26 protein-coding genes are annotated in these 25,596 nt (G+C 54.2%); 23 read left to right on the plus strand and 3 right to left on the minus strand.

Features of this window, described 5'->3' with window-relative positions:
- Position 1: 1 nt before the first annotated feature.
- The 13 genes from ACXWTF_RS05770 (at position 2) to ACXWTF_RS05830 (ending at position 14,928) form a co-directional block, all read left to right on the plus strand.
- Positions 2 to 1,384: a glutamate synthase subunit beta gene (locus tag ACXWTF_RS05770; RefSeq protein ID WP_461714054.1), complete on the plus strand. Its 1,383-nt coding sequence runs from the start codon at positions 2 to 4 to the stop codon at positions 1,382 to 1,384.
- 121 nt (positions 1,385 to 1,505) lie between these two features.
- Positions 1,506 to 2,369 carry an acetyl-CoA carboxylase, carboxyltransferase subunit beta gene (gene accD / locus ACXWTF_RS05775; protein WP_461714055.1) on the plus strand — a complete coding sequence of 288 codons (864 nt, stop codon included), beginning with the start codon at positions 1,506 to 1,508 and terminating at the stop codon, positions 2,367 to 2,369.
- A complete protein-coding gene (locus ACXWTF_RS05780) occupies positions 2,356 to 2,979 on the plus strand; it encodes a thiamine phosphate synthase (RefSeq protein WP_461714056.1) in 624 nt (207 codons plus the stop codon). The genes accD and ACXWTF_RS05780 overlap by 14 nt, the downstream gene beginning before the upstream one ends.
- On the plus strand, positions 2,970 to 3,428 hold the full coding sequence (locus tag ACXWTF_RS05785) for a 23S rRNA (pseudouridine(1915)-N(3))-methyltransferase RlmH (protein ID WP_461714057.1): 459 nt from the start codon (positions 2,970 to 2,972) through the stop codon (positions 3,426 to 3,428). The genes ACXWTF_RS05780 and ACXWTF_RS05785 overlap by 10 nt, the downstream gene beginning before the upstream one ends.
- Before the next feature lie 8 nt (positions 3,429 to 3,436).
- Positions 3,437 to 3,793 carry an RNA polymerase-binding protein DksA gene (dksA, locus tag ACXWTF_RS05790; protein ID WP_461714058.1) on the plus strand — a complete coding sequence of 119 codons (357 nt, stop codon included), beginning with the start codon at positions 3,437 to 3,439 and terminating at the stop codon, positions 3,791 to 3,793.
- A gap of 9 nt (positions 3,794 to 3,802) precedes the next feature.
- Positions 3,803 to 4,852, plus strand: coding sequence for a hypothetical protein (locus ACXWTF_RS05795; protein ID WP_461714059.1), 1,050 nt, complete (start codon positions 3,803 to 3,805; stop codon positions 4,850 to 4,852).
- A 272-nt stretch (positions 4,853 to 5,124) separates the two neighbouring features.
- A complete protein-coding gene (gene dusB / locus ACXWTF_RS05800) occupies positions 5,125 to 6,123 on the plus strand; it encodes a tRNA dihydrouridine synthase DusB (protein WP_461714060.1) in 999 nt (332 codons plus the stop codon).
- 69 nt (positions 6,124 to 6,192) lie between these two features.
- Positions 6,193 to 6,846: a response regulator transcription factor gene (locus ACXWTF_RS05805; protein ID WP_461714061.1), complete on the plus strand. Its 654-nt coding sequence runs from the start codon at positions 6,193 to 6,195 to the stop codon at positions 6,844 to 6,846.
- Positions 6,833 to 8,086 (plus strand): ATP-binding protein, encoded by a 1,254-nt coding sequence (locus ACXWTF_RS05810; protein WP_461714062.1) that lies wholly within the window; start codon positions 6,833 to 6,835, stop codon positions 8,084 to 8,086. The genes ACXWTF_RS05805 and ACXWTF_RS05810 overlap by 14 nt, the downstream gene beginning before the upstream one ends.
- 101 nt (positions 8,087 to 8,187) lie before the next feature.
- Positions 8,188 to 9,351, plus strand: coding sequence for a DUF302 domain-containing protein (locus ACXWTF_RS05815; RefSeq protein ID WP_461714063.1), 1,164 nt, complete (start codon positions 8,188 to 8,190; stop codon positions 9,349 to 9,351).
- Between the two features lie 139 nt (positions 9,352 to 9,490).
- Positions 9,491 to 10,243: a sulfite exporter TauE/SafE family protein gene (locus ACXWTF_RS05820; RefSeq protein WP_461714064.1), complete on the plus strand. Its 753-nt coding sequence runs from the start codon at positions 9,491 to 9,493 to the stop codon at positions 10,241 to 10,243.
- On the plus strand, positions 10,236 to 13,058 hold the full coding sequence (uvrA, locus tag ACXWTF_RS05825; RefSeq protein WP_461714065.1) for an excinuclease ABC subunit UvrA: 2,823 nt from the start codon (positions 10,236 to 10,238) through the stop codon (positions 13,056 to 13,058). Before ACXWTF_RS05820 ends, uvrA begins: the two co-directional genes overlap by 8 nt.
- A 1,102-nt stretch (positions 13,059 to 14,160) precedes the next feature.
- Positions 14,161 to 14,928 carry a patatin-like phospholipase family protein gene (locus ACXWTF_RS05830; protein ID WP_461714066.1) on the plus strand — a complete coding sequence of 256 codons (768 nt, stop codon included), beginning with the start codon at positions 14,161 to 14,163 and terminating at the stop codon, positions 14,926 to 14,928.
- 188 nt (positions 14,929 to 15,116) lie between these two features.
- Here the strand turns inward: ACXWTF_RS05830 and ACXWTF_RS05835 are convergent, their stop codons facing one another.
- Positions 15,117 to 15,944: an SDR family NAD(P)-dependent oxidoreductase gene (locus ACXWTF_RS05835; protein WP_461714067.1), complete on the minus strand. Its 828-nt coding sequence runs from the start codon at positions 15,942 to 15,944 to the stop codon at positions 15,117 to 15,119.
- 64 nt (positions 15,945 to 16,008) lie between these two features.
- Positions 16,009 to 16,152, minus strand: coding sequence for a hypothetical protein (locus ACXWTF_RS05840; RefSeq protein ID WP_461714068.1), 144 nt, complete (start codon positions 16,150 to 16,152; stop codon positions 16,009 to 16,011).
- Between the two features lie 132 nt (positions 16,153 to 16,284).
- Between ACXWTF_RS05840 and ACXWTF_RS05845 the strand changes: the two genes are divergently transcribed.
- The 3 genes from ACXWTF_RS05845 to arfB are packed head-to-tail and all read left to right on the plus strand — an operon-like array spanning position 16,285 to position 17,193.
- The gene (locus tag ACXWTF_RS05845; protein WP_461714069.1) at positions 16,285 to 16,560 is read left to right on the plus strand and encodes a DUF503 domain-containing protein; all 276 of its coding nucleotides are present in this window, start codon (positions 16,285 to 16,287) and stop codon (positions 16,558 to 16,560) included.
- 45 nt (positions 16,561 to 16,605) lie between these two features.
- Positions 16,606 to 16,773: a hypothetical protein gene (locus ACXWTF_RS05850; RefSeq protein ID WP_461714070.1), complete on the plus strand. Its 168-nt coding sequence runs from the start codon at positions 16,606 to 16,608 to the stop codon at positions 16,771 to 16,773.
- Positions 16,774 to 16,779: 6 nt separating this feature from the next.
- Entirely contained in the window at positions 16,780 to 17,193 is a 414-nt protein-coding gene (gene arfB, locus ACXWTF_RS05855; RefSeq protein ID WP_461714071.1) for an alternative ribosome rescue aminoacyl-tRNA hydrolase ArfB, read from the plus strand.
- Positions 17,194 to 17,841: 648 nt separating this feature from the next.
- On the opposite strand, the gene ACXWTF_RS05860 is transcribed toward arfB, so the two are convergent.
- Positions 17,842 to 18,687 (minus strand): OmpA/MotB family protein, encoded by an 846-nt coding sequence (locus tag ACXWTF_RS05860; RefSeq protein WP_461714072.1) that lies wholly within the window; start codon positions 18,685 to 18,687, stop codon positions 17,842 to 17,844.
- 624 nt (positions 18,688 to 19,311) lie between these two features.
- Between ACXWTF_RS05860 and radC the strand changes: the two genes are divergently transcribed.
- The 7 genes from radC to ACXWTF_RS05895 all read left to right on the plus strand — a co-directional run bounded on the left by radC (position 19,312) and on the right by ACXWTF_RS05895 (position 25,595).
- Positions 19,312 to 19,971, plus strand: a complete 660-nt coding sequence (radC, locus tag ACXWTF_RS05865) for a RadC family protein (protein WP_461714073.1) — start codon at positions 19,312 to 19,314, stop codon at positions 19,969 to 19,971.
- Positions 19,972 to 20,071: 100 nt separating this feature from the next.
- Positions 20,072 to 20,677 carry a hypothetical protein gene (locus tag ACXWTF_RS05870; protein ID WP_461714074.1) on the plus strand — a complete coding sequence of 202 codons (606 nt, stop codon included), beginning with the start codon at positions 20,072 to 20,074 and terminating at the stop codon, positions 20,675 to 20,677.
- Positions 20,674 to 21,390 carry a nucleotidyl transferase AbiEii/AbiGii toxin family protein gene (locus ACXWTF_RS05875; protein ID WP_461714075.1) on the plus strand — a complete coding sequence of 239 codons (717 nt, stop codon included), beginning with the start codon at positions 20,674 to 20,676 and terminating at the stop codon, positions 21,388 to 21,390. Before ACXWTF_RS05870 ends, ACXWTF_RS05875 begins: the two co-directional genes overlap by 4 nt.
- A 590-nt stretch (positions 21,391 to 21,980) precedes the next feature.
- Positions 21,981 to 22,175, plus strand: coding sequence for a YwbE family protein (locus ACXWTF_RS05880; RefSeq protein WP_231021224.1), 195 nt, complete (start codon positions 21,981 to 21,983; stop codon positions 22,173 to 22,175).
- 49 nt (positions 22,176 to 22,224) lie between these two features.
- Positions 22,225 to 22,683 carry a very short patch repair endonuclease gene (locus tag ACXWTF_RS05885; protein WP_461714076.1) on the plus strand — a complete coding sequence of 153 codons (459 nt, stop codon included), beginning with the start codon at positions 22,225 to 22,227 and terminating at the stop codon, positions 22,681 to 22,683.
- A gap of 16 nt (positions 22,684 to 22,699) precedes the next feature.
- Positions 22,700 to 24,349 (plus strand): DNA cytosine methyltransferase, encoded by a 1,650-nt coding sequence (locus ACXWTF_RS05890; RefSeq protein WP_461714077.1) that lies wholly within the window; start codon positions 22,700 to 22,702, stop codon positions 24,347 to 24,349.
- The gene (locus ACXWTF_RS05895) at positions 24,327 to 25,595 is read left to right on the plus strand and encodes a hypothetical protein (protein WP_461714078.1); all 1,269 of its coding nucleotides are present in this window, start codon (positions 24,327 to 24,329) and stop codon (positions 25,593 to 25,595) included. The genes ACXWTF_RS05890 and ACXWTF_RS05895 overlap by 23 nt, the downstream gene beginning before the upstream one ends.
- Position 25,596 lies beyond the last annotated feature (1 nt).

Here is a 25,596-nt window from a genome sequence, read left to right on the forward strand (position 1 = left end):
AATGAGAGAATTTTTAACGATTGGACGTATCGATCCCACAAAACGCCTGGTGGTCGACCGCGTCAAGGACTTTAAAGAGATCTACGAAGTATTCAGCAAGAACGAAGCCGGTGCACAGAGCGACCGTTGTGTCCAGTGCGGGGACCCCTACTGTCTGAACAAGTGTCCGCTGCACAACTACATCCCGCAGTGGCTCAAAGCCGTGGCCGAAAACGACCTTGAGTTCGCCTTCAAGCTCTCCAACGAGCCCTCACCCTTCCCGGAGGTCATGGGGCGTGTCTGTCCGCAGGACCGCCTGTGCGAAGGGGACTGTACCCTCAATGACGGCCACGGCGCCATCACGATCGGTGCGGTCGAAGCCTTTATCAACGAAGAGGGCTTCAAAGCGGGCCTGAAGCCGGAGTTCCCGGGGATCACGACGGACAAGAAGGTCGCGATCATCGGTTCAGGTCCTGCGGGCCTCTCTGCCGCCACCTACCTGCTGCGCTCCGGGATCGCCGTCACGATGTACGAGCGCTCCGACCGCGCCGGCGGCCTGATGACCTACGGTATCCCGAACTTCAAACTCGACAAGAAGATCGTCGACCGCCGTGTCAAACTGCTCGAAGAGGCGGGTCTGGAACTGGTCCTCAACTGTGAAGTCGGCAAGGACGTCACCTTTGAAGAGATCGTCAACGGCCACGACGCCATCTTCATCGGTATCGGTGCGACCAAGGGCAAAACGGCCCGCATCACCGGTGAACAGGCCCCGAACGTCTATATGGCGATGGAGTACCTCACCGCGATCCAGAAAAAGAACTTCAAACTTTCCTATGACAAGAAGTTCGAATTCAAAGACCTTGATGTCGTTGTCGTCGGGGGTGGGGATACGGCGATGGACTGTGTGCGTACCGCCAAGCGCGAAGGCGCACGCAGCGTCAAGTGCCTCTACCGCCGCGACGCCTACAATATGCCGGGCAGCCAGAAAGAGTATAAAAACGCGATGGAAGAGGGGGTGGACTTCCAGTTCCAGGCCTCGCCGAAGCAGGTCCTGCTGGATGAGAACGGCCGCGCCGTCGGCGTCGAGATGGTCAAGACCGTCCTGGGCGCCAAGGATGAGAGCGGCCGCCAGCGGATGGAAGAGGTCAAGGGAAGCGACTTCACGGTCAATGCCGACGTCGTCATCTTCGCCCTCGGCTTCAACCCGTCCGTGCCGTCGTTCCTGGCGGAAAACGGTATCGAAACCAACGCCTGGGGCGGGATTGTCGTCGACGACAACCACCAGACCTCCACGGCGGGCATCTATGCCGGCGGCGACTGCTACCGGGGTGCAGACCTCGTTGTCAACGCTGTTTACGACGGCCGCGAAGCGGCACGCTCCATCGTCAAAAGCCTGCTGAAATAATTGCGCTTTTCGGCGCCGTGTCTCTGCCCCTTTCCCTGAGCTTTTAGGGGAAGTCTGGGCACTTTTTCGCTACAATTCCCCCAATCAATCAAAACTATTTCCGAACCCCGAAGGATACGTGATGAACCTTTTCAACCTTTTCGGCGGCACGTCCCGACAGCAGCCCACCAAGAGCGAGGCTCCGGCACACTGGGTCAAATGCCCCTCCTGTAACTCCCTGATGTACTACAAAGAGGTTGAAAACCAGAATTACGTCTGCCCCAAATGCGGCCACCATATGCGCATCAACGTCGACAAGCGCATTGCGCTGCTTTCCGACGAGGGGAGCTTCGTCGAGTTCGACGCCGAGCTCGCGCCGATCGACCCGCTGAAGTTTGTCGATAAAAAGAGCTACGTCAAGCGCCTCGAAGAGGGCGAGAAGAAGACGGGCCGCCGCTCCTCCGTTGTCAGCGGCGAGTGTACGATGAACGGCGTGAAGGTCCAGCTCTGCGTCTTCGACTTTGCCTTTATGGGGGGATCGCTCGGCTCCGTCGAGGGGGAGAAGATCACCCGTGCGATCCACCGTGCCATCGAGAAGAAGCAGGGGGTCGTCATCGTCAGCGCTTCGGGCGGGGCGCGGATGCAGGAGAGTACCTTCTCCCTGATGCAGATGAGCAAGACCTCTGCGGCCCTGGCGCGCCTGGGTGAACACAAGCTCCCCTTCATCTCCGTCCTGACCGACCCGACGATGGGCGGGGTCAGCGCCTCCTTTGCGACCCTGGGGGACATCATCATCGCCGAGCCGGGCTCGCTCATCGGGTTTGCCGGCCAGCGCGTTATCAAGCAGACGATCGGTTCGGACCTCCCCGAGGGGTTCCAGCGTTCGGAGTTCCTGCTCGAACACGGCTCCATCGATATGGTCGTCAACCGTAACGAGCTCAAAGAGACGATTTCAGATCTTATCCGCATGATGCTGCCCGCTTCGGCCGACCATGACGCGCAGTGAAATAGACCCTTTTTTCGCCTCCCTCCCGTCCAACGCCCTCTACGCCCTCTGCGACCAGGCGTTGCTCGATGCCCACAATCTTGACCTGGAACCCTATGTCGACGCCTGCCGCCGGCTGGACGTCTCGCTGATACAGTACCGCAACAAAGCAGCCGATACCGACACCGTCAAAGCGGCGCTGGAACGACTGCGGGCATTGTGGGACGGGATGCTGATCATCAACGACCGCTGGCAGCTTCATACGCTTTGTGACGGCGTGCACGTGGGACAGGATGACCTGCTTGGCTTCGGCGCGGATGCCGCCGCCGCGGCGGCATCCCTGCGCCGGGAGATGGGCAGCGACTGTGTCATCGGCCTCTCGACCCATAATGCCGAAGAGATCGCGGCGGCTAATGCCATGGGGATCGATTACATCGGCCTGGGGGCGTTCCGGGCGACGGGGACCAAAACGGATGCGGCGGTCCTGGGCGAAGACCTCGACATCCTGGCTTCCGCCTCCGTTCACCCGGTCGCGGCCATCGGCGGTGTCGGCTTCGAAGACCGCTTCGAGCATGCCCGGATGCGGGTGATGGGGAGCGCGATCATCACGGAGGCGCTGCCATGGAAGTGACCCTCTACTCCATCGCCAAAAAAGAGCGCTCGCTCTACGATCCTTTATACAAAGAACTTATAAAGATGAGTTCGCGCTTCGCCAAAGTCAATGACGTCGAAATTTTCGGCAAAAACGTCACCAAAGCACACACAATCGGGGAAGAGGCCGCAAAACAGGCCTATACGGAGAGCCTTGAGCCTTATTTAAACCGTGGATATTCGATTGCGTTGCATCCTGATGGAAAAATAATCGACAGTTTCGAATTCAGTAAGCTCCTTAGTGATAAAATGTCGGTGCAATTTTATATCGGAGGGGCGTTCGGATTCGAAGACGCGTTTCTGCGGCGCTGCGACAAGGTGATCAGCCTTTCGCCGCTGACGATGAGCCACAAGATCGCCAAGGCGGTGTTGCTCGAACAGATCTACCGCGGTTTTACGATCCTGAACAACCACCCCTACCACAAATAAGGACACCCGTGCAAAACAGCGAACTGTCATATTTCGAGGAGATCCTGCGTGCCCGCAAGGCGCAGATCATGAAGAACATTTCCGGCGTCGAGGCGGAGCTGGACGGTCTGAGTGACATTGAGATGAATGACGAGGGCGATTACGCCGCGATCAGCAACGAAAATATGGTCGATACGGCAATCGGTACTCAGCAGGGGACCGAACTGCTCGAGATCGAACTGGCACTGAGCAAGATCAGTGCCGGGACCTACGGCATCTGCGAAATGTGCGAGGAGCCGATCAGTTTTGCGCGTCTCAAGGTGAAGCCGCATGCGCGTTTTTGCATTGACTGCAGGGAGATCGCCGAGAAGAACAACGCCAAGTAAGGGGAACGCATGTATATCAAACGCTACAGTATCGCCGCACTGCTGCTGATCTTCGTGATCGGCTGGTTCGTTTACGGTTTCGTCTCAAAAGAGAGTATCCATATTGAACTGCTCGGCCTGATGCTCCCGTCACTGCCGGTGGCCGTCTGGGTCGCCCTGGCGATGCTGCTGCTCTATGCCGGCACCCTGGTCCATATGCTCTTCTACTCCGTCGTCGGCAGCGTGCGCCTGCGCAAGTATGAGAAAGATTACGCCCACCTGCTCGACGCCGTGGCGGACGCCTTTTTGCAAAAAGAGGCGCGTCAGCACAGTTTCAAAACGGAACGCTACGCGCTGATGGGTGAAATTACCGACCATACGCGTATGCTTCCGGGTGAGGGGCTTGAAGGGATCGACCATCCCAAGCTCTCTGCCATCGTGCAGGCGATCCGGACGATCGAGCAGGGTGAAGGCGCTGATCTCAAGCGTTTCAACCTGCCCAGCGACAACCCGCTGGTGCGCCAGAACCAGATCAACCTTCTGAGCGAAGGCAAGCTCGATGCCGAAACGGTCCTCTCAAAGCCGGAGCGTTACGATGCGGCGATCCATGCGCTCGCTTTTGAGCAGCTCAGCGTCTTCGCACCCCTGCATGTACTTGAGAAGTATCGCGCCTACATGACGTTAAAGGCGGCCATCGCGATCGTGAACCGTATCAACGCGGAGGAGAACACCCTTTCCGTCCCGAACACGACGGTGGTGGACTTCATCACCCGCATCGAGGGGCTCTCTTCGCTGGATTATCTCTACCTCGGCGTCGTGATGGGCGAACATATGCTTCCCGAACAGCGCATCGCCGTCTTCGAGATGCTCTCGGACAACGACGACAAAGCCCTCGACGGCTACCTCTTTACGCTCTTCGACCTCGAGATGGTCGACCGCGCCAAAGAGCTGCTGCAGATGACGGCGGAGAACGAATACGTCCTCTTCAAAGCCTACGCCGACCTCAAGGCGTGCAACAAGCATTATGACGTCAAGCGTTTTGCGAACATGATGCTGCAAAACTATTCTCCGAAGGCCTGACAGGCCTTCGGAACTTGTACGGCAGCCGAGCGAAGCCCGGCTACCTACGTTAACACTGGGTTTGGCGTTGTCCTCACTACGTTGCGGAATTCCGCTAGGCTACATCGGCAGCAGGCCCGCGCACAGGTAAACCGTGCTTAAGGGTTCACATCTTCCGCGTACCACTCAGGGCGTACCCCAAGGGCACTTCTTCGCTTTGCTCAGGGCGCACTCCGAGAGCACTTCCTTCGGGGCGCACACTTTCTCACCCCGTTTTTCGCTAAAATACGCGCATGATTTTAAAAGACATTCTTGATTTCTCCAAACCTTTATATGTCCTCGCACCCCTGGCGGGCTATACCGACCTGCCTTTTCGCAGCGTCGTGAAAAAGTTCGGCGCGGACCTGACGGTGAGCGAGATGCTCAGCTCCAACGCACTGGCCTACGGATCGCAGAAGACCCTCAAGATGCTCGAGCGCAGCCCCAACGAGGACCCTTACTCGGTCCAGATCGCCGGGGCCGATACGGAGATCGTCCGCCGCGCCGTCGAGCTCCTTAACGAACAGGATGACATCGACATCATCGACCTCAACTGCGGCTGCCCCGTCCCGAAGGTCGTCAGCCACGGCTCAGGCAGCTCCCTGCTCAAGGACCTGCCGCAGATGGGGCGGATCATCGAGACGATCAAGGCGACCTCGAACAAGCCGCTCACCTCGGTCAAGATCCGTCTGGGCTTCGCCGAGAAGAACCACCTCGAGATCGCGAAACTGGTCGAGGAGAGCGGGGCGGATTTCCTGGCGGTCCACGGCCGCACCCGCGCCGGAAAGTTCAAGGCGGAGGTCGATTATGATGCCATCGCCGAGATCAAGCAGGCCGTCTCCATCCCCGTTATCGCCAACGGTGACATCGACAGTTATGAAAAGGCGCAGTGGGTGCTGGAGCATACGAAGGCCGACGGCGTGATGATCGGCCGCGGCGCCGTCGGGGCCCCGTGGATCTTCCACCAGCTCAAGACCGGCAGCGCGACCATCGACCCGATGATCCGCTACGAGATCATCATGGAGCACTACGACCGGATGATCGACTTCTACGGCCCGCGGGGCGTCCCGATGTTCCGCAAACACATTCACACCTACTCCAAAGGGTACGCAGGCGCCTCGGCCCTGCGCAACGACGTCAACCGTATCGACGACGTCGCGGCGTTCCGCAGCCTCATCGACGGCTTTTTCAAAGAGAGCCGCTACGTCGGCGAGGCAACGGAGACAGACCCGATCGCCTGCGCTTTCGATTAGGCGCAACACCCCTAACACTCCGCTAACACTTGCATGCTACACTCTCCGCACACGTGAGGAGAACTGTATATGCGAATCCTGATGCTCGAAGACGATACCGTGCTTGCCGAACTGGTCGGCGGCTACCTCTCCCGCCATTTCCGTATTGATGTCGTCTCCGACCTGGCCGAAGCACTGGCTTACGTCGAGCGCTACTGCTACAACGTCGTCCTGCTTGACCGCAACATCAACGGGGTGGATGTGGGGATGTCGCTGATCACCAAGGTGAAGCAGCGCAGCAGCGAGACGGGGGTGATCATCATCAGCGCCTATGACGCGATTGCCGATAAGATCGCGGGCCTGAACCTCGGGGCGGACGACTACCTCGACAAACCCTTCGATAACGCCGAACTCCTGGCACGCATCCATGCGCTGGCACGCCGGAACCAGGGCCTGCCCCTGGTCGAGGTGGGCGGGCTCACCTGCGATACCCTGGGCCGTTCGGTCCGCAGCCCGGAGGAGGAGATCCTGCTCAGCCGCAAAGAGAGCGATCTCTTCTTCTACCTGCTCGCGAAGCAGGGGCAGATCATCTCCAAGGACGAACTCCTTGACGCCCTCTACGTCAACCCGCAGAACATCGCCTCCAATACGATCGACGCGACGGTCAAGAATATCCGCAAAAAACTGCCCGAAGGGGTCATCAAGACCGTCAAAACCCGGGGGTACGTGATTGAAAGGGCGTAGAAGCCTGCAGCAGATCGTCCTTTCGTACTTTCTGCTCAGCAGCGTCATCACCTTCGTACTGCTTGGAAGCTACGTCGTCTACCGCTACCACGCCGAGCTCAGGCAGAACCTGCACCAGTCACTGAAAGTCCTCTCCGAGGATGTCGTCCGCCACCGTCTCTACACCTATGACAATGAGACGATCCGGCAGAACTTCCACCTGCTCGAAGCCTACCACAGCGCCCCGTTCGTCGACCTCTTCGACGATCTGACCTTCTCGGTCACCGACAGCCTTCCGCCGCAGGCGGAGGAAGTTGCCGTCATCGCCGTGTTGCCGGACGGACGCTACCTGAAGGTCCGTTCGAATACAGTAAGGATCGAGCAGAAGAGCCGTGAGATGGCCCTGCACCTGGCCGCCGTCTTCGGGCTGATCCTGCTGCTGTTCATCCTGCTCTTCTCCCTTTTTCTGACACGGCTGCTGCACCCCCTGCGCTGCCTGGTCCGCTACTGCCGTTCAAGTGCGGGGGATGAAAAGGCGGTCCCGGTATGCAGCGGACCGGCGGAGGTGAGTGAACTTAAAAATGCGATCATCGCCCTGCAGCAGGCCAACCGCTCGCTCTGCCGGGAGAAGCAGAACATCTTCAAGGAGGCCGCCCACGAGATCAAAGCCCCCATCGCGGTGCTCAAAGCGCGCCTGGCGCTCTTTGCCGAGGATGATGCCTTTGAAAAAAAACGTTTCGTCGCCGAGAGCGAAGCGGACATTGCGACGATCAGCAACAAGCTCAAGGAGCTGATCTTCCTCAAAGAGATCGAGTGGGATATGCGTGAGGCGCGGGAGGATGTCCCGATGCAGGAGCAGTGCCGTCTGATGCAGCAGGCCTTCCTGCCCATCCTGGAGAAGAAGGACCTGACGATCGTGGCGAACTTTGAGCAGGATTTCACCCTCCATATCCACAAGGCGGCGATGCAGAAGGTGATGCAGGCCGTTTTCGAGAACATCTTCATGCACACGAAGAACCACTCCGTGATCCGTACGACCGTCGATCCGGCCAGCAAGCGGTTGGAGATCGTCAACGAGGTCGGCTCCAAGAGCGACGAGACCCTCTTCAGCTCCCATATCGGCTCGCAGCTCATCGACCGCCTGGCCGACAAGCTGGGGTACCGCTACGAGACGCGGCAGCACGACGGCCTCTTTTTCACCGTGATCACTTTTGACGGGGAAGAGGAGGGGGCTGCAGCGCAGCAGGGGGAACCCGTCTGAAAAAATCATGAAAAAATCTTAGAGATTTGGTCATGTTTTTTTCATCGGGAAGCATTACACTTCTTAGTATCATCGTTAAACAGACGATACAAGGAGATGAAATGATCAGTAAGAGAAATCTGCTCGGTTCCGCCGCACTGGCGGCCATGATGGCGACCGGTTTTGTCGGCTGCGGTTCGGACAGCAGCAGCACGTCGGATGTGATCACGCCCTATGAGCGTATCGCCGTCTTCCCGGGAACATGGGATGACGTCCTCGGCGTGGCGGACGAGATCGCGACCTATGTCGATACGACGGACGAAAGCGCGGCGCTGGGCTATCCGACCAACTGGATCGTCGCCGGGGCGAACCCCTCCAAAGGGGAGACGTATGAGATCACGGACCTCCTGCCTATTCCCGTCGGTGCCAACAAAAGCCGGGTCGTCGAGCTCTGCAACAGCAATTACGCTACGAAGGCGATGGCCACGGGGCGCCACCACGGACCGGCGCTGCCGTGCGAAGTCTCCGTCCACAGCGACGGGGAGAACATCTACGTCGATATGCTCAATGCCGATGCGATATTCTCGATCTTCTTTACGGACATCAACGATACGGACGGTACCCTCGAAGCGGTCGCTTCCGATGTCAAATCCGAGATCCGCGGGATGGTACTGGCGGCCCTGGCCGGCAGAAGCCCGGCGGAATCGATGCTGAAGATGGGGCCTGTGTTCGACAAAGCGGGCATGGAAGCGGTGTCGTTCACTTCGCCTTATCTGGTCTACAACTACCGCAAGGACGATAACAGCACCTTCTCGGCCACGGACGCCGCCAATGTAGCCAAAGAGATCATCGCCAAGCTCGGTACCGATGTCGCCACGGCCGATACGAACGTCCCGGGCCTCTCCGCCGGGTCCGCCTGGCGCAGCGGACGCCCGGACCCGCTGGCCATCCCGGGGGTGCAGGTTGTCGAGGCGTGTTCACCCAAATATGCCAAAAAAGCGACGGCGCTCGGCAGCGAATACATTACGGCGCTGCCCTGCGAGATCGCCGTCTATGTCGATGAGACCGACGATACGAACGAAACGCTGACGATCAGTTTCCTCAACCCTAACTTCATGTTCAACACGATGTTCGGCGGGGCCGTGGAGGAGGCGTATGCGGCGGGCGCCATCACGAAGGACGACGTCATCGAGTACAGCACGCTGGCCGAAGTCGTCTTCGGCGACCTGCGCCTCATCGTCGATGCGGCGGTCCAGGACAGTGCCCTCAGCCTGAAGGTGAAATAGGCGTTTTTCACAACGCGATGCTGCCGCCGAACCGGCGGCGGCTTCTTTCAACTTTGAACAATCAACCTCCCCTATAATCATAACCCCCTCTTTACCGAGCCTCCTGTATAATCGCGCGAATCAACACACGGGGCGGCAGATGGCAGAGATTATCGAACTTATTTTTTTGGGCATCGGCGTCGGCGCGCTGTCGGGCTTTTTCGGCATCGGCGGCGGGACGATCCTGGTCCCGGCACTGCTCTTCATCGGTTTTGACATGAAAAGCGCCGTCGGTATCTCCGTCGTGCAGATGGTCTTCAGCTCCATCTACGGCAGCTACCTGAACCTGAAAAAGGGGACCCTGGACGTGCGGATGGTTCTGGCCATCGGCATCGGGGGTGCCGTGGGTGCGCTGGGCAGCAGTTTCATCGTCAGCGCGCTTTCGGGGCGGACGCTCGAGTGGATCTTCATGGGCTTCGTCCTCTTTGCCCTGGGACGCCTCTTCTTCAAGACCGTCGAGCATGACCAGGAGGTCAAAAAGGTCCACCCGGCGCTGCTCTTCGTCATCGGCCTGCTGCTGGGGGCCTTCTCCATCTCCATCGGGGTCGGCGGCTCCATCCTCCTCGTGCCGATCCTGGCAGGCTTCTTGCATGTGCCGCTCAAGAACGCCATCTCTGCCGGCCTCTTCTTCGTCGTCTTCTCCTCCATCTCCGGGCTGGTCAGCCTTTCGGCGGGGGGATACGTCGACTACTATCACGGCGTCCTGATCGGGATCGCCTCGATGGCGGGGGTCTTCGGCGGGATCTGGCTCAAGCACGTCGTTCCCGTCAAGCAGCACAAACTCCTGATGATCGCCTTCTACCTGGTGGTCATCGGATACTTCTTCTACAGATTGGTGGTAAAGCATGGATAAGATCACGATCACGGGCGCGCGGGAGCATAACCTCAAGAACATCTCGCTCGAAGTGCCCAAAAACAAGCTGGTCGTCTGTACGGGCCTCTCGGGATCGGGCAAATCGACCCTCGCTTTCGACACCCTCTACGCCGAAGGGCAGCGCCGCTACATCGAGAGCCTCTCCAGCTACGCCCGCCAGTTCCTCGACCGCATCGGCAAGCCCGACGTCGACAAGATCGACGGCCTCACCCCCGCCATCGCCATCGACCAGAAGACGACCTCCAAGAACCCCCGTTCGACCGTCGGCACCATTACCGAGATCTACGACTACCTCCGCCTGCTCTTCGCCCGCATCGGCGTGCAGCACTGCCACCTCTGCGGCAAGGAGATCTCGCAGATGTCCGCCGCCGACATCATCGAGCAGGTGCAGAAGCTCCCCGAAGGCTCCAAGGCCGTCATCCTCGCCCCGCTGATCCGCGAGAAGAAGGGGAGCTTCGCCGACCTGATCGAGGGGCTGCGTCACAAAGGGTATGTCCGGGCGATGGTCGACGGCGTCATGGTGCGCCTGGACGAGGAGATCGAACTCTCCAAGACGAAGAAGCACACCATCAAGGTCGTCATCGACCGTGTCGTTATCAAGGAGGAGAACAAAGACCGGATCGCCCAGGACGTCGAAAAGGCGCTCAAGGAGAGTTACGGCGAGGTCGAAGTGGAGATCATGAACCATACCGAGATGGACCTGACCGCGAACGTCATCCACTACAGCGAGCACAACGCCTGTTTCGACTGCAAGGTGAGCTTCGAACCCCTCGAGCCGCTCAGCTTCTCCTTCAACTCCCCCAAGGGCGCCTGCCCCGAGTGCGACGGCCTCGGCATCCGCTACGCCCTGGACCACGACAAGATCATCGACGGCGACCTTCCCATCGAAAAGGGCGCGGTCAAGATCGTCTACGGCTTCAACAAGGGGTACTACTTCACCTTCCTCAAAGGCTTCTGCGAGACCGAGGGGATCGACATCACGATCCCGTTCCGCGAGCTGGAGGAGCATCAGAAAAAGGCCATCCTGCACGGCAGCATCAACGAGGTGACCTTCAAGTGGAAGAACCACCCCGTCAAACGGATCTGGCCGGGGATCATCCGCATCGCCTATGACATGTTCAAGGACGAGAAGGATATCCAGGACTACATGAGCGAGAAGGTGTGCAACGTCTGCGGCGGTCACCGCCTGCGCCGCGAAAGCCTCGCCGTCGACGTGGCGGGTCAGAAGATCAGCGGCGTTATCTCCCAGCCCATCGAGGATACCTACCGCTGGTTCACCGCCGAGGACACCTTCGCCTTCCTCGGCGAGCAGGACCGCATGATCGCCGCGCCCATCCTCAACGAGATCAAAGAGCGCCTCTTCTTCCTCTTCGACGTCGGCCTGGGCTACCTGACACTGAGCCGCGACGCCCGGACCATCAGCGGGGGCGAGGCGCAGCGCATCCGGATCGCCAGCCAGATCGGCAGCGGCCTCACCGGTGTCATGTACGTCCTCGACGAACCCTCCATCGGCCTGCATGAGCGCGACACCCTCAAGCTTATCCGCACCCTGCGCTCGCTGCAGGAGAAGGGCAACACCGTCATTGTCGTCGAGCACGACAAGGAGACGATCGAACACGCCGACCACATCATTGACATCGGCCCCGGCGCGGGGCAGTACGGCGGGGAGGTTGTCTTTTCGGGGACCCTCAAGCAGCTCATGAAGGCGAAGACGGAGACGGCGGCCTACATGACGGGCAAGAAGAAGATCGAGTACTTCTACCGCCGCGAGCAGGAGAACTGGATCGAGATCAAGAACGTCACCATCAACAACATCGAGGAGCTCTCCGCGCGCATCCCGCTGCAGAACCTCGTCTGCGTCACCGGGGTGAGCGGCAGTGGCAAGAGCTCGCTCATCCTGCAGACCCTGCTGCCGACGGCGAGGGAACTCCTTAACCGTGCGCGCAAGGTCCACACCGTCGCCGGGGTCGAGATCACGGGGCTGGAGCAGCTCGACAAGGTGATCTACCTCGACCAGAGCCCCATCGGCCGCACCCCGCGTTCGAACCCGGCGACCTATACGGGGCTGATGGATGAGATCCGCAACCTCTTTGCGAAAACGAAACTCTCCCAGATCCGCGGCTACACGGCCAGCCGCTACAGCTTCAACGTCAAGGGCGGCCGCTGCGAGAAGTGCCAGGGGGAAGGGGAGCTCAAGATCGAGATGCACTTCCTCCCCGACATCATGGTCAAGTGCGACGCCTGTCACGGCACCCGCTACAACCCGCAGACCCTCGAGATCGAGTACAAGGGCAAGTCCATCGCCGATGTGCTTTCGATGAGCGTCGAGGAGGCACTGAAATTCTTTGACGCCATCCCGAAGATCAAGGCGATCCTGAAAACCCTGCACGACGTCGGCCTCGGTTACATCACCCTGGGGCAGAACGCCGTGACGCTGTCGGGCGGTGAGGCGCAGCGCATCAAGCTCTCCAAGGAGCTCAGCCGCAAAGATACGGGCAACACCCTTTACATCCTTGACGAACCGACGACGGGGCTTCACTTCGCCGATGTCGACCGCCTCACGCAGGTGCTGCACCACCTTGTAGAGCTGGGCAACTCCGTCCTCGTCATCGAGCACAACCTCGACATGGTCAAGAACGCCGACTACATCATCGACATGGGCCCCGAAGGGGGCAGCAAGGGCGGCCGCATTATCGCCGTCGGCGACCCCGAAGCGGTGGCAGGGATGGCCGACGAGACCGGCAGCTACACCGGCGAATACCTGAAAAAGGAACTGGAAGACGCCAAACAGTAAGCGTTTGGCGTGTCGTGCTACGTGCTAAGAATTACGGAATTAATACGGAGGTAAGGATGACATGTCATCCTACGTAACACGTAACACGTAACACGTAACACGTAACACGTAACACGTAACACGTAACACGTAACACGTAACACGTAACACGTAACACGTAACACGTAACACGTAACACGTAACACGTAACACGTAACACGTAACACGTAACACGTAACACGTAACACGTAACACGTAACACGTAACACGTAACACGTAACACGTAACACGTAACACGTAACACGTAACACGTAACACGTAACACGTAACACGTAACACGTAACACGTAACACGTAACACGTAACACGTAACACGTAACACGTAACACGTAACACGTAACACGTAACACGTAACACGTAACACGTAACACGTAACACGTAACACGTAACACGTAACACGTAACACGTAACACGTAACACGTAACACGTAACACGTAACACGTAACACGTAACACGTAACACGTAACACGTAACACGTAACACGTAACACGTAACACGTAACACGTAACACGTAACACGTAACACGTAACACGTAACACGTAACACGTAACACGTAACACGTAACACGTAACACGTAACACGTAACACGTAACACGTAACACGTAACACGTAACACGTAACACGTAACACGTAACACGTAACACGTAACACGTAACACGTAACACGTAACACGTAACACGTAACACGTAACACGTAACACGTAACACGTAACACGTAACACGTAACACGTAACACGTAACACGTAACACGTAACACGTAACACGTAACACGTAACACGTAACACGTAACACGTAACACGTAACACGTAACACGTAACACGTAACACGTAACACGTAACACGTAACACGTAACACGTAACACGTAACACGTAACACGTAACACGTAACACGTAACACGTAACACGTAACACGTAACACGTAACACGTAACACGTAACACGTAACACGTAACACGTAACACGTAACACGTAACACGTAACACGTAACACGTAACACGTAACACGTAACACGTAACACGTAACACGTAACACGTAACACGTAACACGTAACACCAAAGGGGTCAGTCATGCCAACGCAGCATTCACCGAAAAAGATCGCACTCGCGCTCTCCGGCGGCGGCGTGCGCGCCGTGGCCCACCTGGGCGTCGTCGAGGTCTTGCAGCAGCAGGGCTATGATATTGCTGCGGTCGCCGGCAGCAGCGGCGGGGCCCTGGCCGGAGTCCTGCTCTGCGACGGCCGTACCCCGCGGGAGGTCCTGGAGATCTACCGCGAGCTCCGGCGCATCGATCTTGTGCGCCACTTCCGCCAGGGCGGCGTCTTCGCCCTCAAGGGGATCGAACGGCTGCTTTCCCATCACCTCTCCGTCAGCGACATCGAAGCGCTCCAAACCCCCTGCATTATCGCCGCGACGGACCTGACGGCGGGAACGATCCGCTATTTTGACCGTGGTCCCATTGCCAAGCTGGCCGCAGCCTCTTCGTCGCTCATCCCCTTTTTCGCCCCGGTCGCCTACGAGGGGATGCGCCTGGGCGACGGCGGTTTTATGGATAACATGCCGGTACGCGCACTTAAAGATCTGGGCCTGCCGGTCCTCGGCATCAATGTCAACGCCATTTTGCCCCAGGAGCCCAAGAACGTCATGCAGACGACCTACCGCGCCCTTATCCTGATGATGGCGGCGAACGTCGAGGCGTCGAAGCACTTTGCCGATGCCTACCTGGAGATTCAGGGGTGCGCGGAGATGAACATCTTCGACACCTCCAAACTCGATGAGGCCTTTGACGCGGGCCGGCGCGAAGCGGAGGCGGCGCTGGAAAAGGGGTTGTTGGGGTGATGGATTTTAGGTAGTAGGTAGTAGGTAGTAGGTAGTAGGTTGTAGGTTGTAGGTTGTAGGTTGTAGGTTGTAGGTTGTAGGTTGTAGGTTGTAGGTTGTAGGTTGCGCCGCAGGCGCTCTTAAGCGTGCTGCGGCACACTACTTATCACCTTAACCAAGAACCCAATACCTAACACCTTACACCTATGCTAAATCTTTATCAAGATCCGGTCCAGTAGAGCGGTCGGCAGCAGCCGCTTGAACGCGGCCAGCAGCACCGTCGCCCCGGTAATGTGGTAGCGCGGGGCGGGGCGCTCCGCTTCAAGGGCCCTGATGACCTTTTCGATGACGGCGTCCGCATCGCGGGTGAAACGGTCCTTCTCCTCTTTGTGCTGCTTGCGCTTGTAGACCTCTTCACCGTAGACATCCGCAAAACGGCTCCGCGATGTGTCTATATTCTTCTCGAACATTTTGATGGCGTTGTCGCGGAACTTTGAGCGGATCGGGCCCGTATTGAGGGTGACGACATGGACGCCCGTACCCTCCAGCTCCAGGCGCAGGGTGTCGCAGAGCCCCTCGATGGCGTACTTGCTGGCGTTGTAGGCGCCGCGGAAGCGCAGCGAGACAAGCCCCAGCACCGAGCTGTGCTGCAGGATGCGCCCGTACCCCTGCGCGAGCATAAGGGGCAGGACGCGGCGGGTCAGTTCATGCAGCCCAAGGACGTTCGTCTCGAACTGTTCGCGCAGGGCGAAGGTCGGCACGTCTTCCAGCGCACCGGGCTGGCCGTACCCGGCGTTGTTGAAGAGCGCGTAGAGGGTACCGCCCGTCTGCTCCAGGACCCATTTCAGGGCCGCGTCGATGCTGTCGGGGTCGGTGACATCGAGCCGGTGGGCGTTCAGCCCCTCCGAGACAAGCCTGAGAACATCTTCGTGGGCACGCGCCGTGGCATAGACGTCGTACCCCGCTCTGAAAAGTGCCAGGGCCGTTTCATAGCCGATGCCGCTGGAACAGCCGGTGATAAGGATCGATTTTTTCATGGTGCCATTATATCCATCCTCCGTAACAGGGAGTGCATGGCGCGAAGGGGGAGTTGGTCTTTGATCAGGTGTAGTAGATACGGCCGCAGTCGTAACACTCGTACTTTCTTTTTTTAAAGCGCAGGTATTTTTCGACAAAGGTACGTTTGCGCCGTTTGGCGTGTTCCGAACCGCAGTGGGGGCAGACCCTCTTTTTGAACGATTTCATTTTTTTCCTCTGACAGGTATCACTCTCTCACCGGCGATTCATGTTGCGGGATTCTAGCGCATCAGTATTAAAATAATGTTACTATTGACACACAAATGATGTTTAAATTTACAGACATACAAAAAGGTGATAATGCTTATCTGCCACTGCTACCTCCATTTTGAACTCCCCCATGTCCACTCCCTCAAGGGGCGCCGCAGCGTCATGAACGGCATAAAAGAGCGGCTGAAAGCCTTCAACGTCTCCGTGATGGACGTCAGCGGCGAGTACCCCAAAGAGGGCGACATTGCCTTTGTCTTTCTCTCCGCGGATGCCCGGACTGCGGCGCAGTACCGCGATGCCGTGGAACAGATGCTGGAGCGCCACTTTCCCGAACTTACTTACACCCTGGAGTATGAAGCGTTGTAGTCTCCTGCTATAATGAAAGCTGACAGATCACCAAAGGATAACACCATGGCCGACAAACCGCTCTCCGAACTCGACGAACGCGAACCGGAGCTGGACGAGTCCAGCGACTACGAAAAACCGATATCTTCCAATAAACGCAACTGGATACTCAGCGCCTTCGCCATCGCGATCATCGTCTACCTGCTCTACAACATCCTGATGTCCTCGTTCTAGGGAACCATGCTTACCATTTCGAACAACGTAAGCCTTGACGAGGATGAGATCGAGATCGAGGCCATCCGTGCCCAGGGCTCCGGCGGGCAGAAGGTCAATAAGACCTCTGCAGCCATTCACCTCCGTTTTGACATCGCTGCGTCTTCACTCCCTGAGTTTTACAAAGAGCGCCTGCTCGCCCTGAAAGAGAGCCGTATTACGAAGGAGGGGATCGTCGTTATCAAGTCCCAGCAGCACCGCAGCCGTGAACAGAACAAAGAGGAGGCGTTGGAAAGGCTCGTGGAGCTGATCAAAAGCGTCAATGTCTCCAAAAAGAAGCGTATTGCAACGAAACCGACGAAGGGGTCCGTCAAAAAAAGATTGCAGACGAAAAAGAGACATGGAGAAAAGAAAAAGCTGCGCGGCAAAGTCGCCGACTGAACTTCCAAAAACGCGCCAATCGCATTCTATTTTAAAAGCGCGGGAACAGGGAGTCATCTAAATGTGCCGCTCCCGCTTCACGCGGCAGCGGTGGGAGCCTCAGCGCTCCCGTGGGCGGTTTGATGGCCCAGGCGGTGCATACGGCGCACCCTGTGTAAGATGCCGAACTCCCGAAGGGGCATAGGACCTCTCATAGTGTCGCGAGCCCGATTTAAGCGGCGCGACGGTTCCAATCTCTGGAGCGAGGTTGCCCGGCATCTTGTCTGTAAGAGGGCGAAGCGACCGTGGTCGCATCTGGTGGCGCTGCACTGTCATGCGCGCCGAGCTCTATTGGCTGCTTCGACCCGGCTTCACGCTCTCACAGAAAAAGCATCTTACTGCGTTTACCCGATCCTTCGTCGCGTTTCAGCCCATACCCCAACTCTTTTTTAGGGGCGGCTTCCCCCGGCGACGAGGGACCCACAACCGCCAATAAATTCGTTTGATTCATTGGCTTCCTTTGCGGTACCTTTTTAAAGATCTTTCGTACGTACTAGAGTCATGATAACGCCACTAAAATAAAATCAAAATTAAATTGTGAAGCTCATTTCGACAAGAGATAAAAAGGTGATAAGGGAAGAGGGCGGGCAACGTGTGCCCGCAGGCGGGTTATTCGGCGAGCTTGGGAAGCTCGTTGGAGAGGATCTCCAGGTTCGGCAGCATGATGATCTCGATGCGGCGGTTGAGCGCGCGCCCCTCCGGCGTTTCGTTGGTCGCGCGGGGGTGGAACTCGCCGAAGCCGGCGGCAGAGACGTTGTCGGCGGAGACGCCCTCGTCGACCATCAGGTGGACGACGCTGAGGGCGCGCGCTGTGGAGAGCTCCCAGTTGCTCGGGAAGCGCGCGCTCTTGATGGGGACGTTGTCCGTGTGCCCCTCGACCTGGAAGCGGCGGTCGGGGAAGGCGGCGAGGGCCTTGGCGATCTGCGCCAGCGCCTCCCGGCCCGCTTTGTTCACCGTCGCGCTGCCGCTGGCAAAGAGGACTTCATCGGGGAGGTTGATGACGATGCGCCCCTTCTCGATGGAGACGGTTAGCTGCCCGCCGTCGATCATCTTCTGCAGCTCCTTGACGAATTGCGCGTAGATCTCGTTGCGCTTCTGCGTCTCGGCCTCGATCTGCTTCATGGTCTCAAGCTGTTCGCGGGAAGCCCCCAGCTCTTTGCGGGCCGCCTCGAGCTCCTGCTGGAGCTGCAGCTTGCGCATCTCCATCTCGCTCAGTTCGACGTTGTTGAACTCGATCTGCGACTTGCCCTTGGCGATCTCCTCGCGGTCCTTGGCGATCTGCGCCTGGTTGCGGGCGATCTCGTCGCGCTGCTCCTTGATGGTCTGCTGCGCGGAACCGAGCTGCGCGCGGGTCTGGTTCAGCTCCTGCAGCGTCGCCTCGTGCGTACTCTTCATAACACAGCCGGAACTGAGCAACATCACTGCTGCCATCGCGGCCACCGGAATCAGTTTCATAATGGGGACTCCTTTTTGACAAATGGCCGTCATTATAACCGAAGAGGGGAAATAGCACTCGCACATGGAAATGCCCCCTTCCTGTGCTGTTCCAGGGTGCGAAATGCTGTAAAAAAGGCGAAAAACAGTGCGTAAAAGCGACCTTTGATGAAGAGAATACGAACAATGCAGCGTCATGCGGCGACAAAGCTATATATCCTCAATAATAGCTTCGGTCCCCGAAGCGCATCAAATCGATAGGCAACCTGTCGTTAAGCGTGCCTTGAAAGCCGTTCCGTAGGCCATACGACGAGAGGAACGTGCGATTCGCGCAACGACGATTTTCTTTTGGTTCTTTTCTTATGAAAAAGAAAAGAATGAATAGAGTGTATTCCTTTGCCACTTTTTTAGAAAAAGTAGCGTAAAAAGCGGTCTTTCGCAAATCGCTCATAGGCCTGCGGGATGGCTTATAAGGAATGCTCAAGGCCAAGCCCCAGTTGATTGGATGCGCTTCGACGTGTCGAAGCGAATATGAAAGTACAAAGCTTCAGGGACTGAAGCACGTTAATCAATAGGCAGAAACTCATCTCGGTTTTGTTGAAACTTAATATAACATATATAGTTATATTACGATAGAATTATTGCATGAAAAAGCTCCAGGAACTCTACAAAGGCGACAAGCCCCGCGAAAAACTGTTGACAAAAGGTCCCTCTGCCCTCAAGGAGTACGAACTGCTGGCGGTGCTGCTCGGCAGCGGGGTGCCGGGCAAGGATGTGCTGAAGCTCTCGAAGGAGATCGTAGGCATCTTTGACACGTCGTTCGAGAGGCTGACGCTCGACGATCTTACTTCCGTCCACGGCATGGGCGAGGCAAAAGCTGCGCAGATCCTCGCCGCCGTCGAGCTCTCCCGGCGCTATCTCATTAAGCAGCACGTCAAAATCACTTCGGCCGCGGATGTCTACGAACTGCTGCACGATTACGGGTCCAAGAAGCAGGAGTATTTTCTCGCCCTGGCCCTGGACGGGGCCTCGCACCTTATCGAGAAGCGCGTCGTCTCCATCGGGACCCTCAACCAGTCCCTCGTGCACCCCCGCGAGGTCTTCGCCGATGCCGTTGCGGATCGGGCGGCGGGGATCATCGTTGCCCACAACCACCCCGGCGGCCAGCTCGTCCCGAGCCGGGAGGATGTCGCGGTTACCCGGCGCCTCAAGGAGGCAGGGACATTGTTGGGAATAGAGCTGCTGGATCATGTCATTTTGACCAGGGACGGTTTTCTCAGTCTGCGGGAGGAGGGGATGCTGTAAATAAAGGGAATAAATGTGAATGAGCTAAACAGTAAAACTTGTATATTTTACGAATATCGTGTAAAATACAAATAAAATATACCTTCTGAAAGGGGATGCTGTGACGACATCAGAGATCAAAGAAACATTCGGTATCGCTGCCAGTACCCTCAGCGATTGGGGGCGGGACCCTGACAAGAAATCGCTGGCGATGCTTTTGCGCGCTATTGACGGTGAGACGGCAATGAAGTTTATCCGCGAGCAGTCCAATGTACCGAAATACTCCCCTGTCACCCGAAAAATCAAGTTGGATAAAAAGCTCTTCGGCCGCGATCTTTTATGGTCGGTTCAAGACGGCGATCCCGTCGAGATCGACAAGATCATCACGCTCTACCTTGATCAACCGGACGAGGATGACACGAAGGCCATGCTCAGACTCTTCGGGGCGGAGCGGCTGAAAAAAACGGCCCGGAAACGCATCCGACCCAGCGGCGATGCGGCGTATGAAGAGGCGATGGAGCAGATTGCCTACGCGGAGGACCCTGAGAATTTTTATATGAATCGTCCGTTTCCGACGATAGATAATTTTTTGGCCCATCCGAAAAAGCGCGAGGCGAAATGGCTGGTCGCGCATTACGGAAAAGAGGCCGTACTCCAGGCCGCCGAGCGGCAGACCTCCGGCTTTGCCGAGTTGTTCCGTATTAAGAAGATGGTCGCTGCCGCGTGACGGAGTCCATAAGGGAGCTGCTGCCTCATATTCAAGATCATGCGCTGTTCCGCGACCACGATTTCAGGTTGGTCGGCGGTACGGCACTGTCGTACCACCTGGAGCATCGCATATCGGAAGACCTCGATTTCTGTACGGTGTCAGATCTCCCCCTTGACTCGATAGCCGGATTCATCTCCGACTGCGTGGATGTGCTTGGCGAGGAGAACGTTGATTTTATTGCACCGGCCCAGGGTGTCATCGATGACTTCGAAATTCACGGCGAGCGCGTCGAAGATTATCTGCAAAACTGGAAGATCGGCAATGTCCGTGTGACGTTTTTCGACGGCAGAGAAGGGACCGGCACGAGGGAGATCCTGGCCGAAAACGACTTTACGACGATCGGGAACATCAGGATCGCCGGGCCAGAGACGATTTTCAAACTCAAATCATTGATGTTCTACAAACGTTCAAAGTCCCGCGACCTTTTCGATATGCTGTCGTTTTACGGACTGAACGATCCAAAATATTCGCCGCAGGAGACGAAGCGGCTGATTGAGCAGTACGAACCGGCCTATCGCGGCAAAGAGGGGTTTGCTTTGTGGCTGCACGCCTTTGAGCACCGTCCCTATGATCGCTACCGGGATGAGGGCTTGCACGGTTTGACGCATGAGGTAAAGAGTTTTGATGAGATGAAAAAAGAGATCCTGGAGCTTTTTGAGCGATTGGTGTAAAATCTTTTTTTCTCCAGTCAGCTTCGGTCCTCCGAAGCGCATGAAATCGATTGGCGAAAAGTCGTTAAGCATGCCTTGAAAGCCGCCCTGAAGGCATAAAGCCGAGAAGGGCGAGCGATTTGCGCAACGACGATTTTCTTTGGGTTCGTTTCTTTGTAAAAAGAAAGGAATGAACTACAAGTTTTTTTGCCACTTTTTTAGAAAAAGTAGCGCAAAAAGCGGCCTTTCTCGAAACGCTCATCCCTCCCGGCTTTATGCCTCCGGGATGGCTTATAAGGATCGCGCTCAAGGCCCAAGGGTCCATTTCATTAATGCACTTCGACGTGTCGAAGCTCTTTACTTTTCAATTAGCTTCGGTTCCCGAAGCGCATAAAATCGATAGGCCAAGTGTCGTTAAGCGTGCCTTGAAAGCCGCCCTGAAGGCATAAAGCCGAGAAGGGCGAGCGATTCGCGTAACGACGATTTTCTTTGGGTTCGTTTCTTTGTAAAAAGAAAGGAATGAACAGAGGATTGGTTACGTTTCTTTGAAACGGGAATCCCAAGAGGTCAATCCGTCATAGACGGAAACATATTGTAGGAGAAAAGAAACTATGCCGGACCCCAGACAGCGAAAGAACATACGCTTCGGATTGAGCGTCGCCATCGTGTTGAAACAGGACCAGGACACAGGTAGACTGACCGACGGCATCGTCCGCGACATCCTCACCAAAAGCGCCACGCATCCGCACGGCATTAAAGTACGCCTCATGAGCGGCGAAGTAGGGCGAGTGAAGGAGATATACTAAAGTATTAAATACTTGCATATTTTTGCACACTATGAGTTATATTGAGATTATGAAAACAAAAAAGCAATATTGTCGGGATGGGCGTGCGCCTATTCCTGAAAATGAACAAATATCTAAAACGATGAGTTCAATAAAAGCAAAAAATACTAAACCAGAGATTTTACTAAGAAAAGCACTTTGGCATAGTGGGATTAAAGGTTATCGGTTGCACTGGAAAAAAGCTCCGGGAAAACCAGATATCGCATTCCCAGGTAAGAAGATTGCAATTTTCGTAAATGGTTGTTTCTGGCATAGATGTCCATATTGTAACCCGTCAATGCCTAAAGTTAATAGAGGATTTTGGGAAGAGAAATTCAAAAAAAATGTAGAACGTGATAAGAAAAAAATCAAAGAGTTACAAAAAGAACATTGGAGAGTTTTGGTTATATGGGAATGTCAAATAAAAAAAGATTCTATGCGTTTTGTAGATAGAATACAAAAGATGCTAGAAGCAAAGAATAATAATTAATAGAATCGGTTGTATAGTGACAAAATATAGAGTAGCGGATTTCTTTTGTGGTGGAGGTGGCTTTTCAGAAGGCTTTCATCTTGCTGGTTTTGATGTTGTGTTTGCAGTTGATAAATGGGAGCCAGCAGTTTTGACTCACCATATGAACCATCCAAAGGCTAAAACTCGAGTTGGTGATGTTATCACAATATCGAATCTGCCTGATGATGAATTTCATGAATTAATTCCCGATACAGAAGTGATAATAGGATCGCCGCCATGTACATTTTTTTCAAATTCAAATAAGTCTGGAAAAGCAGATAAGACAGAGGGTATCGCACTGATCAAAGCTTATTTGAGGATAGTTGCTCGAAAAAAGTTTAAACAAAATTCAATACTTAAATATTGGGTCTTGGAAAACGTACCTAATGTAGAAAAATATATAGAGTCTTCATATAGTGCGGCAGACTTAGGGTTGGAAGGTGACTTTACTTTACAAGTGAAACATGAGTCTTCAAAGGTCTATAATGCCAAGATGTTTGGCGTGGCTTCAAAACGACTTAGATACTTGTGTGGTGACTTTCCAGAACCTCAAGAGCTCATAAGAGACAAAAAAGCTGCCAAGACGGTCGGTGATATCCAGAAATGTCTGGGGGCACCACTACAAGACTTAGAGTCAACTATTATTGATCCAAACTATGGATTTGAAATGCCTTCAAAAGAAGTCACTGATCATCATTATATACGTGAGATTGCTGAATTTGAATGGAAAAAAGCTAAAAGGATGAAGCAAGATAAAGGCTACATGGGAAGAATGTCGTTTCCTGAAGATGTGTCTAGGCCATCTCGTACAGTCATGGCTACAATGTCTCATGCGACAAGAGAAGCTTTGATATATGCACATGGTGATAATAGCTATCGTTCACCTACAGTCCGTGAGATAGCTTCTATTATGAGCTTTCCAATTGACTATAGGTTTTATGGTGACAGTAAATCCTTGAAGTACAAACTTGTAGGAAACGCTGTGTCACCAAGATTGTCGTATGCAATTGCAAAGGCGATAGGTAGACGAGAAGGTTTACGTATACAAAGAAAATATAAGCCTAGATTGTTTGATGAAAACCAGAAATTTTTGAATCTTAATGAGCAAGTTTTTAAACTGAATATAGAGCAACCCAAAAAGTTAAATGCTAAATTTAAATATCACATTCCTTATTTAAAAATAAATGCAATGCGTGTTGAATTAACTAATTACCGTTCTGATTTTGACAATCAAAAGTATAGGTGGGATGTTGAAGTACATTATTCGCAAGGGCCTAATGCAAAAGTCTATAAGCCTTTAATTCATATTGATATGTTTCCACGGTCATGGCAGCAAAGTATAGATGATTTTATATTTACTCATGAGTCAAAGTTGTCTGATTCCGATTCATTTCAGCGTATTTTTTGTATGACAGAACAAAAACGTAAAGAGTTGAGTGTGATGGGTCCGATGGAGCTCTTGGAGAATGTGAAAGGTTTTTTAGAAAATAGAATTGGATTTCATGATTTAGAACGAACTTTAGATGTTGAATATCAAAAAGAGATTATAAAAATGCCAGAGATAATTTGTTTAGGTTATTATATATTGGTTAAAATAATCTCAAAAATGCAAAGGTCAATGGATGAACGCCGAACTGCGTATTGAATATTTGGATAATCTAAAGAAAACAGCCAAACCAGTCTCACAGAAGACTATCGTATATCAGAATGAAACGCAGACATTGCCTGTGTATAAAATTGATCTAGATTATCTTATTTACAATAAATACAATGGCAGAATATCCAGTTATGTGAAGTCGCATGAACGGCAATATGGTTCAATACACCCTGAGACAGAAGAGGGAAAGGTAAAACTTGAAGGTTTTTTGTGGGAGTCCCAGATCCACAGAAATAAAGTGACTTTAAAAGACCTGGATGACCATGGACAATTAGAGGCCGGAATTGTGACCAAAGATGGTGTAATCATTGATGGGAATAGACGGGCTTCACTACTTAACAAATTGCTAACAGATAAAAAAGAGAACCCAAAGTATTTCCGAGCGATAGTCCTGGATGAGACTATTGCTGAAAGCTCTAAAGACATAATGCGTCTAGAAACTACTTATCAAATGGGAGTAGATGAGAAAGTTGATTATAACGCCATTGAAAAATATTTAAAGTGTAAAGACCTTAAAGAAATCCATCGCTTTACAGAAGATGAAATTGCGACAATGATGTCTGAAAAACCAGCTAAAGTCAAAGAATGGCTTGAAATAATGGAACTGATGGATGATTATCTTGAGGGCCTTGGATACGATGACATCTATACGCGTCTTGATAAAACAGAAGGTATATTTGTGGATGTCCATAAATATTTGAGAGGCTATACAAAAGGTTCAATCGTCCCTGATTGGACTCCAGAAGAAGATGATATTGATGATCTAAAGCAAGTCTATTTTGACCATATCAGAGCCAGATTTAGTGGTGATGGTAAAGCGTATAGGGATATTGGCAAAATAAGTAAGAGCAGTATATTCTGTAACCAAGAGGTTTGGGAAGAATATAGGGATGATCATTTCAAGGTAGTCAATTCTATTACAGATGAAGAACCTAGTGTTGATGAGTTAAAAGAATCAGCTGAAGGTGCAGACCTAGGTAAGATTCTCGAAAGTCGGGATAATGATTGGACTAACAAAGTAACAGGTCTGCTAAAAGGGAATTTGAATACTTCGATTCGACAAGTCGAAGACATTAAAGAAAAAGAATCACCTGTTGTGTTATTAAAACGTGCGAAGAAAACACTAGAAGCGATAGATACGGATATTGATACTTTTCATACTGATGATATTGTTAAAGAGCTTGTCCATGAGATTAATAATTTGACTTACAAATTTAAAAAATTATTGAAATAAG

Source organism: Thiomicrolovo sp. ZZH C-3, from assembly GCF_054862725.1.

Coding starts and splice junctions, on each gene's coding strand:
- ACXWTF_RS05835 (WP_461714067.1), bottom strand. CDS start 15,944: ATGAAAAAATCGATCCTTATCACCGGCTGTTCCAGCGGCATCGGCTAT.
- ACXWTF_RS05850 (WP_461714070.1), top strand. CDS start 16,606: ATGGCCGACAAACCGCTCTCCGAACTCGACGAACGCGAACCGGAGCTG.
- ACXWTF_RS05805 (WP_461714061.1), top strand. CDS start 6,193: ATGCGAATCCTGATGCTCGAAGACGATACCGTGCTTGCCGAACTGGTC.
- ACXWTF_RS05845 (WP_461714069.1), top strand. CDS start 16,285: ATGCTTATCTGCCACTGCTACCTCCATTTTGAACTCCCCCATGTCCAC.
- ACXWTF_RS05860 (WP_461714072.1), bottom strand. CDS start 18,687: ATGAAACTGATTCCGGTGGCCGCGATGGCAGCAGTGATGTTGCTCAGT.
- ACXWTF_RS05895 (WP_461714078.1), top strand. CDS start 24,327: ATGAACGCCGAACTGCGTATTGAATATTTGGATAATCTAAAGAAAACA.
- arfB (WP_461714071.1), top strand. CDS start 16,780: ATGCTTACCATTTCGAACAACGTAAGCCTTGACGAGGATGAGATCGAG.
- ACXWTF_RS05780 (WP_461714056.1), top strand. CDS start 2,356: ATGACGCGCAGTGAAATAGACCCTTTTTTCGCCTCCCTCCCGTCCAAC.
- ACXWTF_RS05795 (WP_461714059.1), top strand. CDS start 3,803: ATGTATATCAAACGCTACAGTATCGCCGCACTGCTGCTGATCTTCGTG.
- ACXWTF_RS05785 (WP_461714057.1), top strand. CDS start 2,970: ATGGAAGTGACCCTCTACTCCATCGCCAAAAAAGAGCGCTCGCTCTAC.
- ACXWTF_RS05840 (WP_461714068.1), bottom strand. CDS start 16,152: ATGAAATCGTTCAAAAAGAGGGTCTGCCCCCACTGCGGTTCGGAACAC.
- ACXWTF_RS05830 (WP_461714066.1), top strand. CDS start 14,161: ATGCCAACGCAGCATTCACCGAAAAAGATCGCACTCGCGCTCTCCGGC.
- ACXWTF_RS05770 (WP_461714054.1), top strand. CDS start 2: ATGAGAGAATTTTTAACGATTGGACGTATCGATCCCACAAAACGCCTG.
- dusB (WP_461714060.1), top strand. CDS start 5,125: ATGATTTTAAAAGACATTCTTGATTTCTCCAAACCTTTATATGTCCTC.
- ACXWTF_RS05880 (WP_231021224.1), top strand. CDS start 21,981: ATGCCGGACCCCAGACAGCGAAAGAACATACGCTTCGGATTGAGCGTC.
- ACXWTF_RS05815 (WP_461714063.1), top strand. CDS start 8,188: ATGATCAGTAAGAGAAATCTGCTCGGTTCCGCCGCACTGGCGGCCATG.
- ACXWTF_RS05820 (WP_461714064.1), top strand. CDS start 9,491: ATGGCAGAGATTATCGAACTTATTTTTTTGGGCATCGGCGTCGGCGCG.
- accD (WP_461714055.1), top strand. CDS start 1,506: ATGAACCTTTTCAACCTTTTCGGCGGCACGTCCCGACAGCAGCCCACC.
- ACXWTF_RS05885 (WP_461714076.1), top strand. CDS start 22,225: ATGAAAACAAAAAAGCAATATTGTCGGGATGGGCGTGCGCCTATTCCT.
- uvrA (WP_461714065.1), top strand. CDS start 10,236: ATGGATAAGATCACGATCACGGGCGCGCGGGAGCATAACCTCAAGAAC.
- radC (WP_461714073.1), top strand. CDS start 19,312: ATGAAAAAGCTCCAGGAACTCTACAAAGGCGACAAGCCCCGCGAAAAA.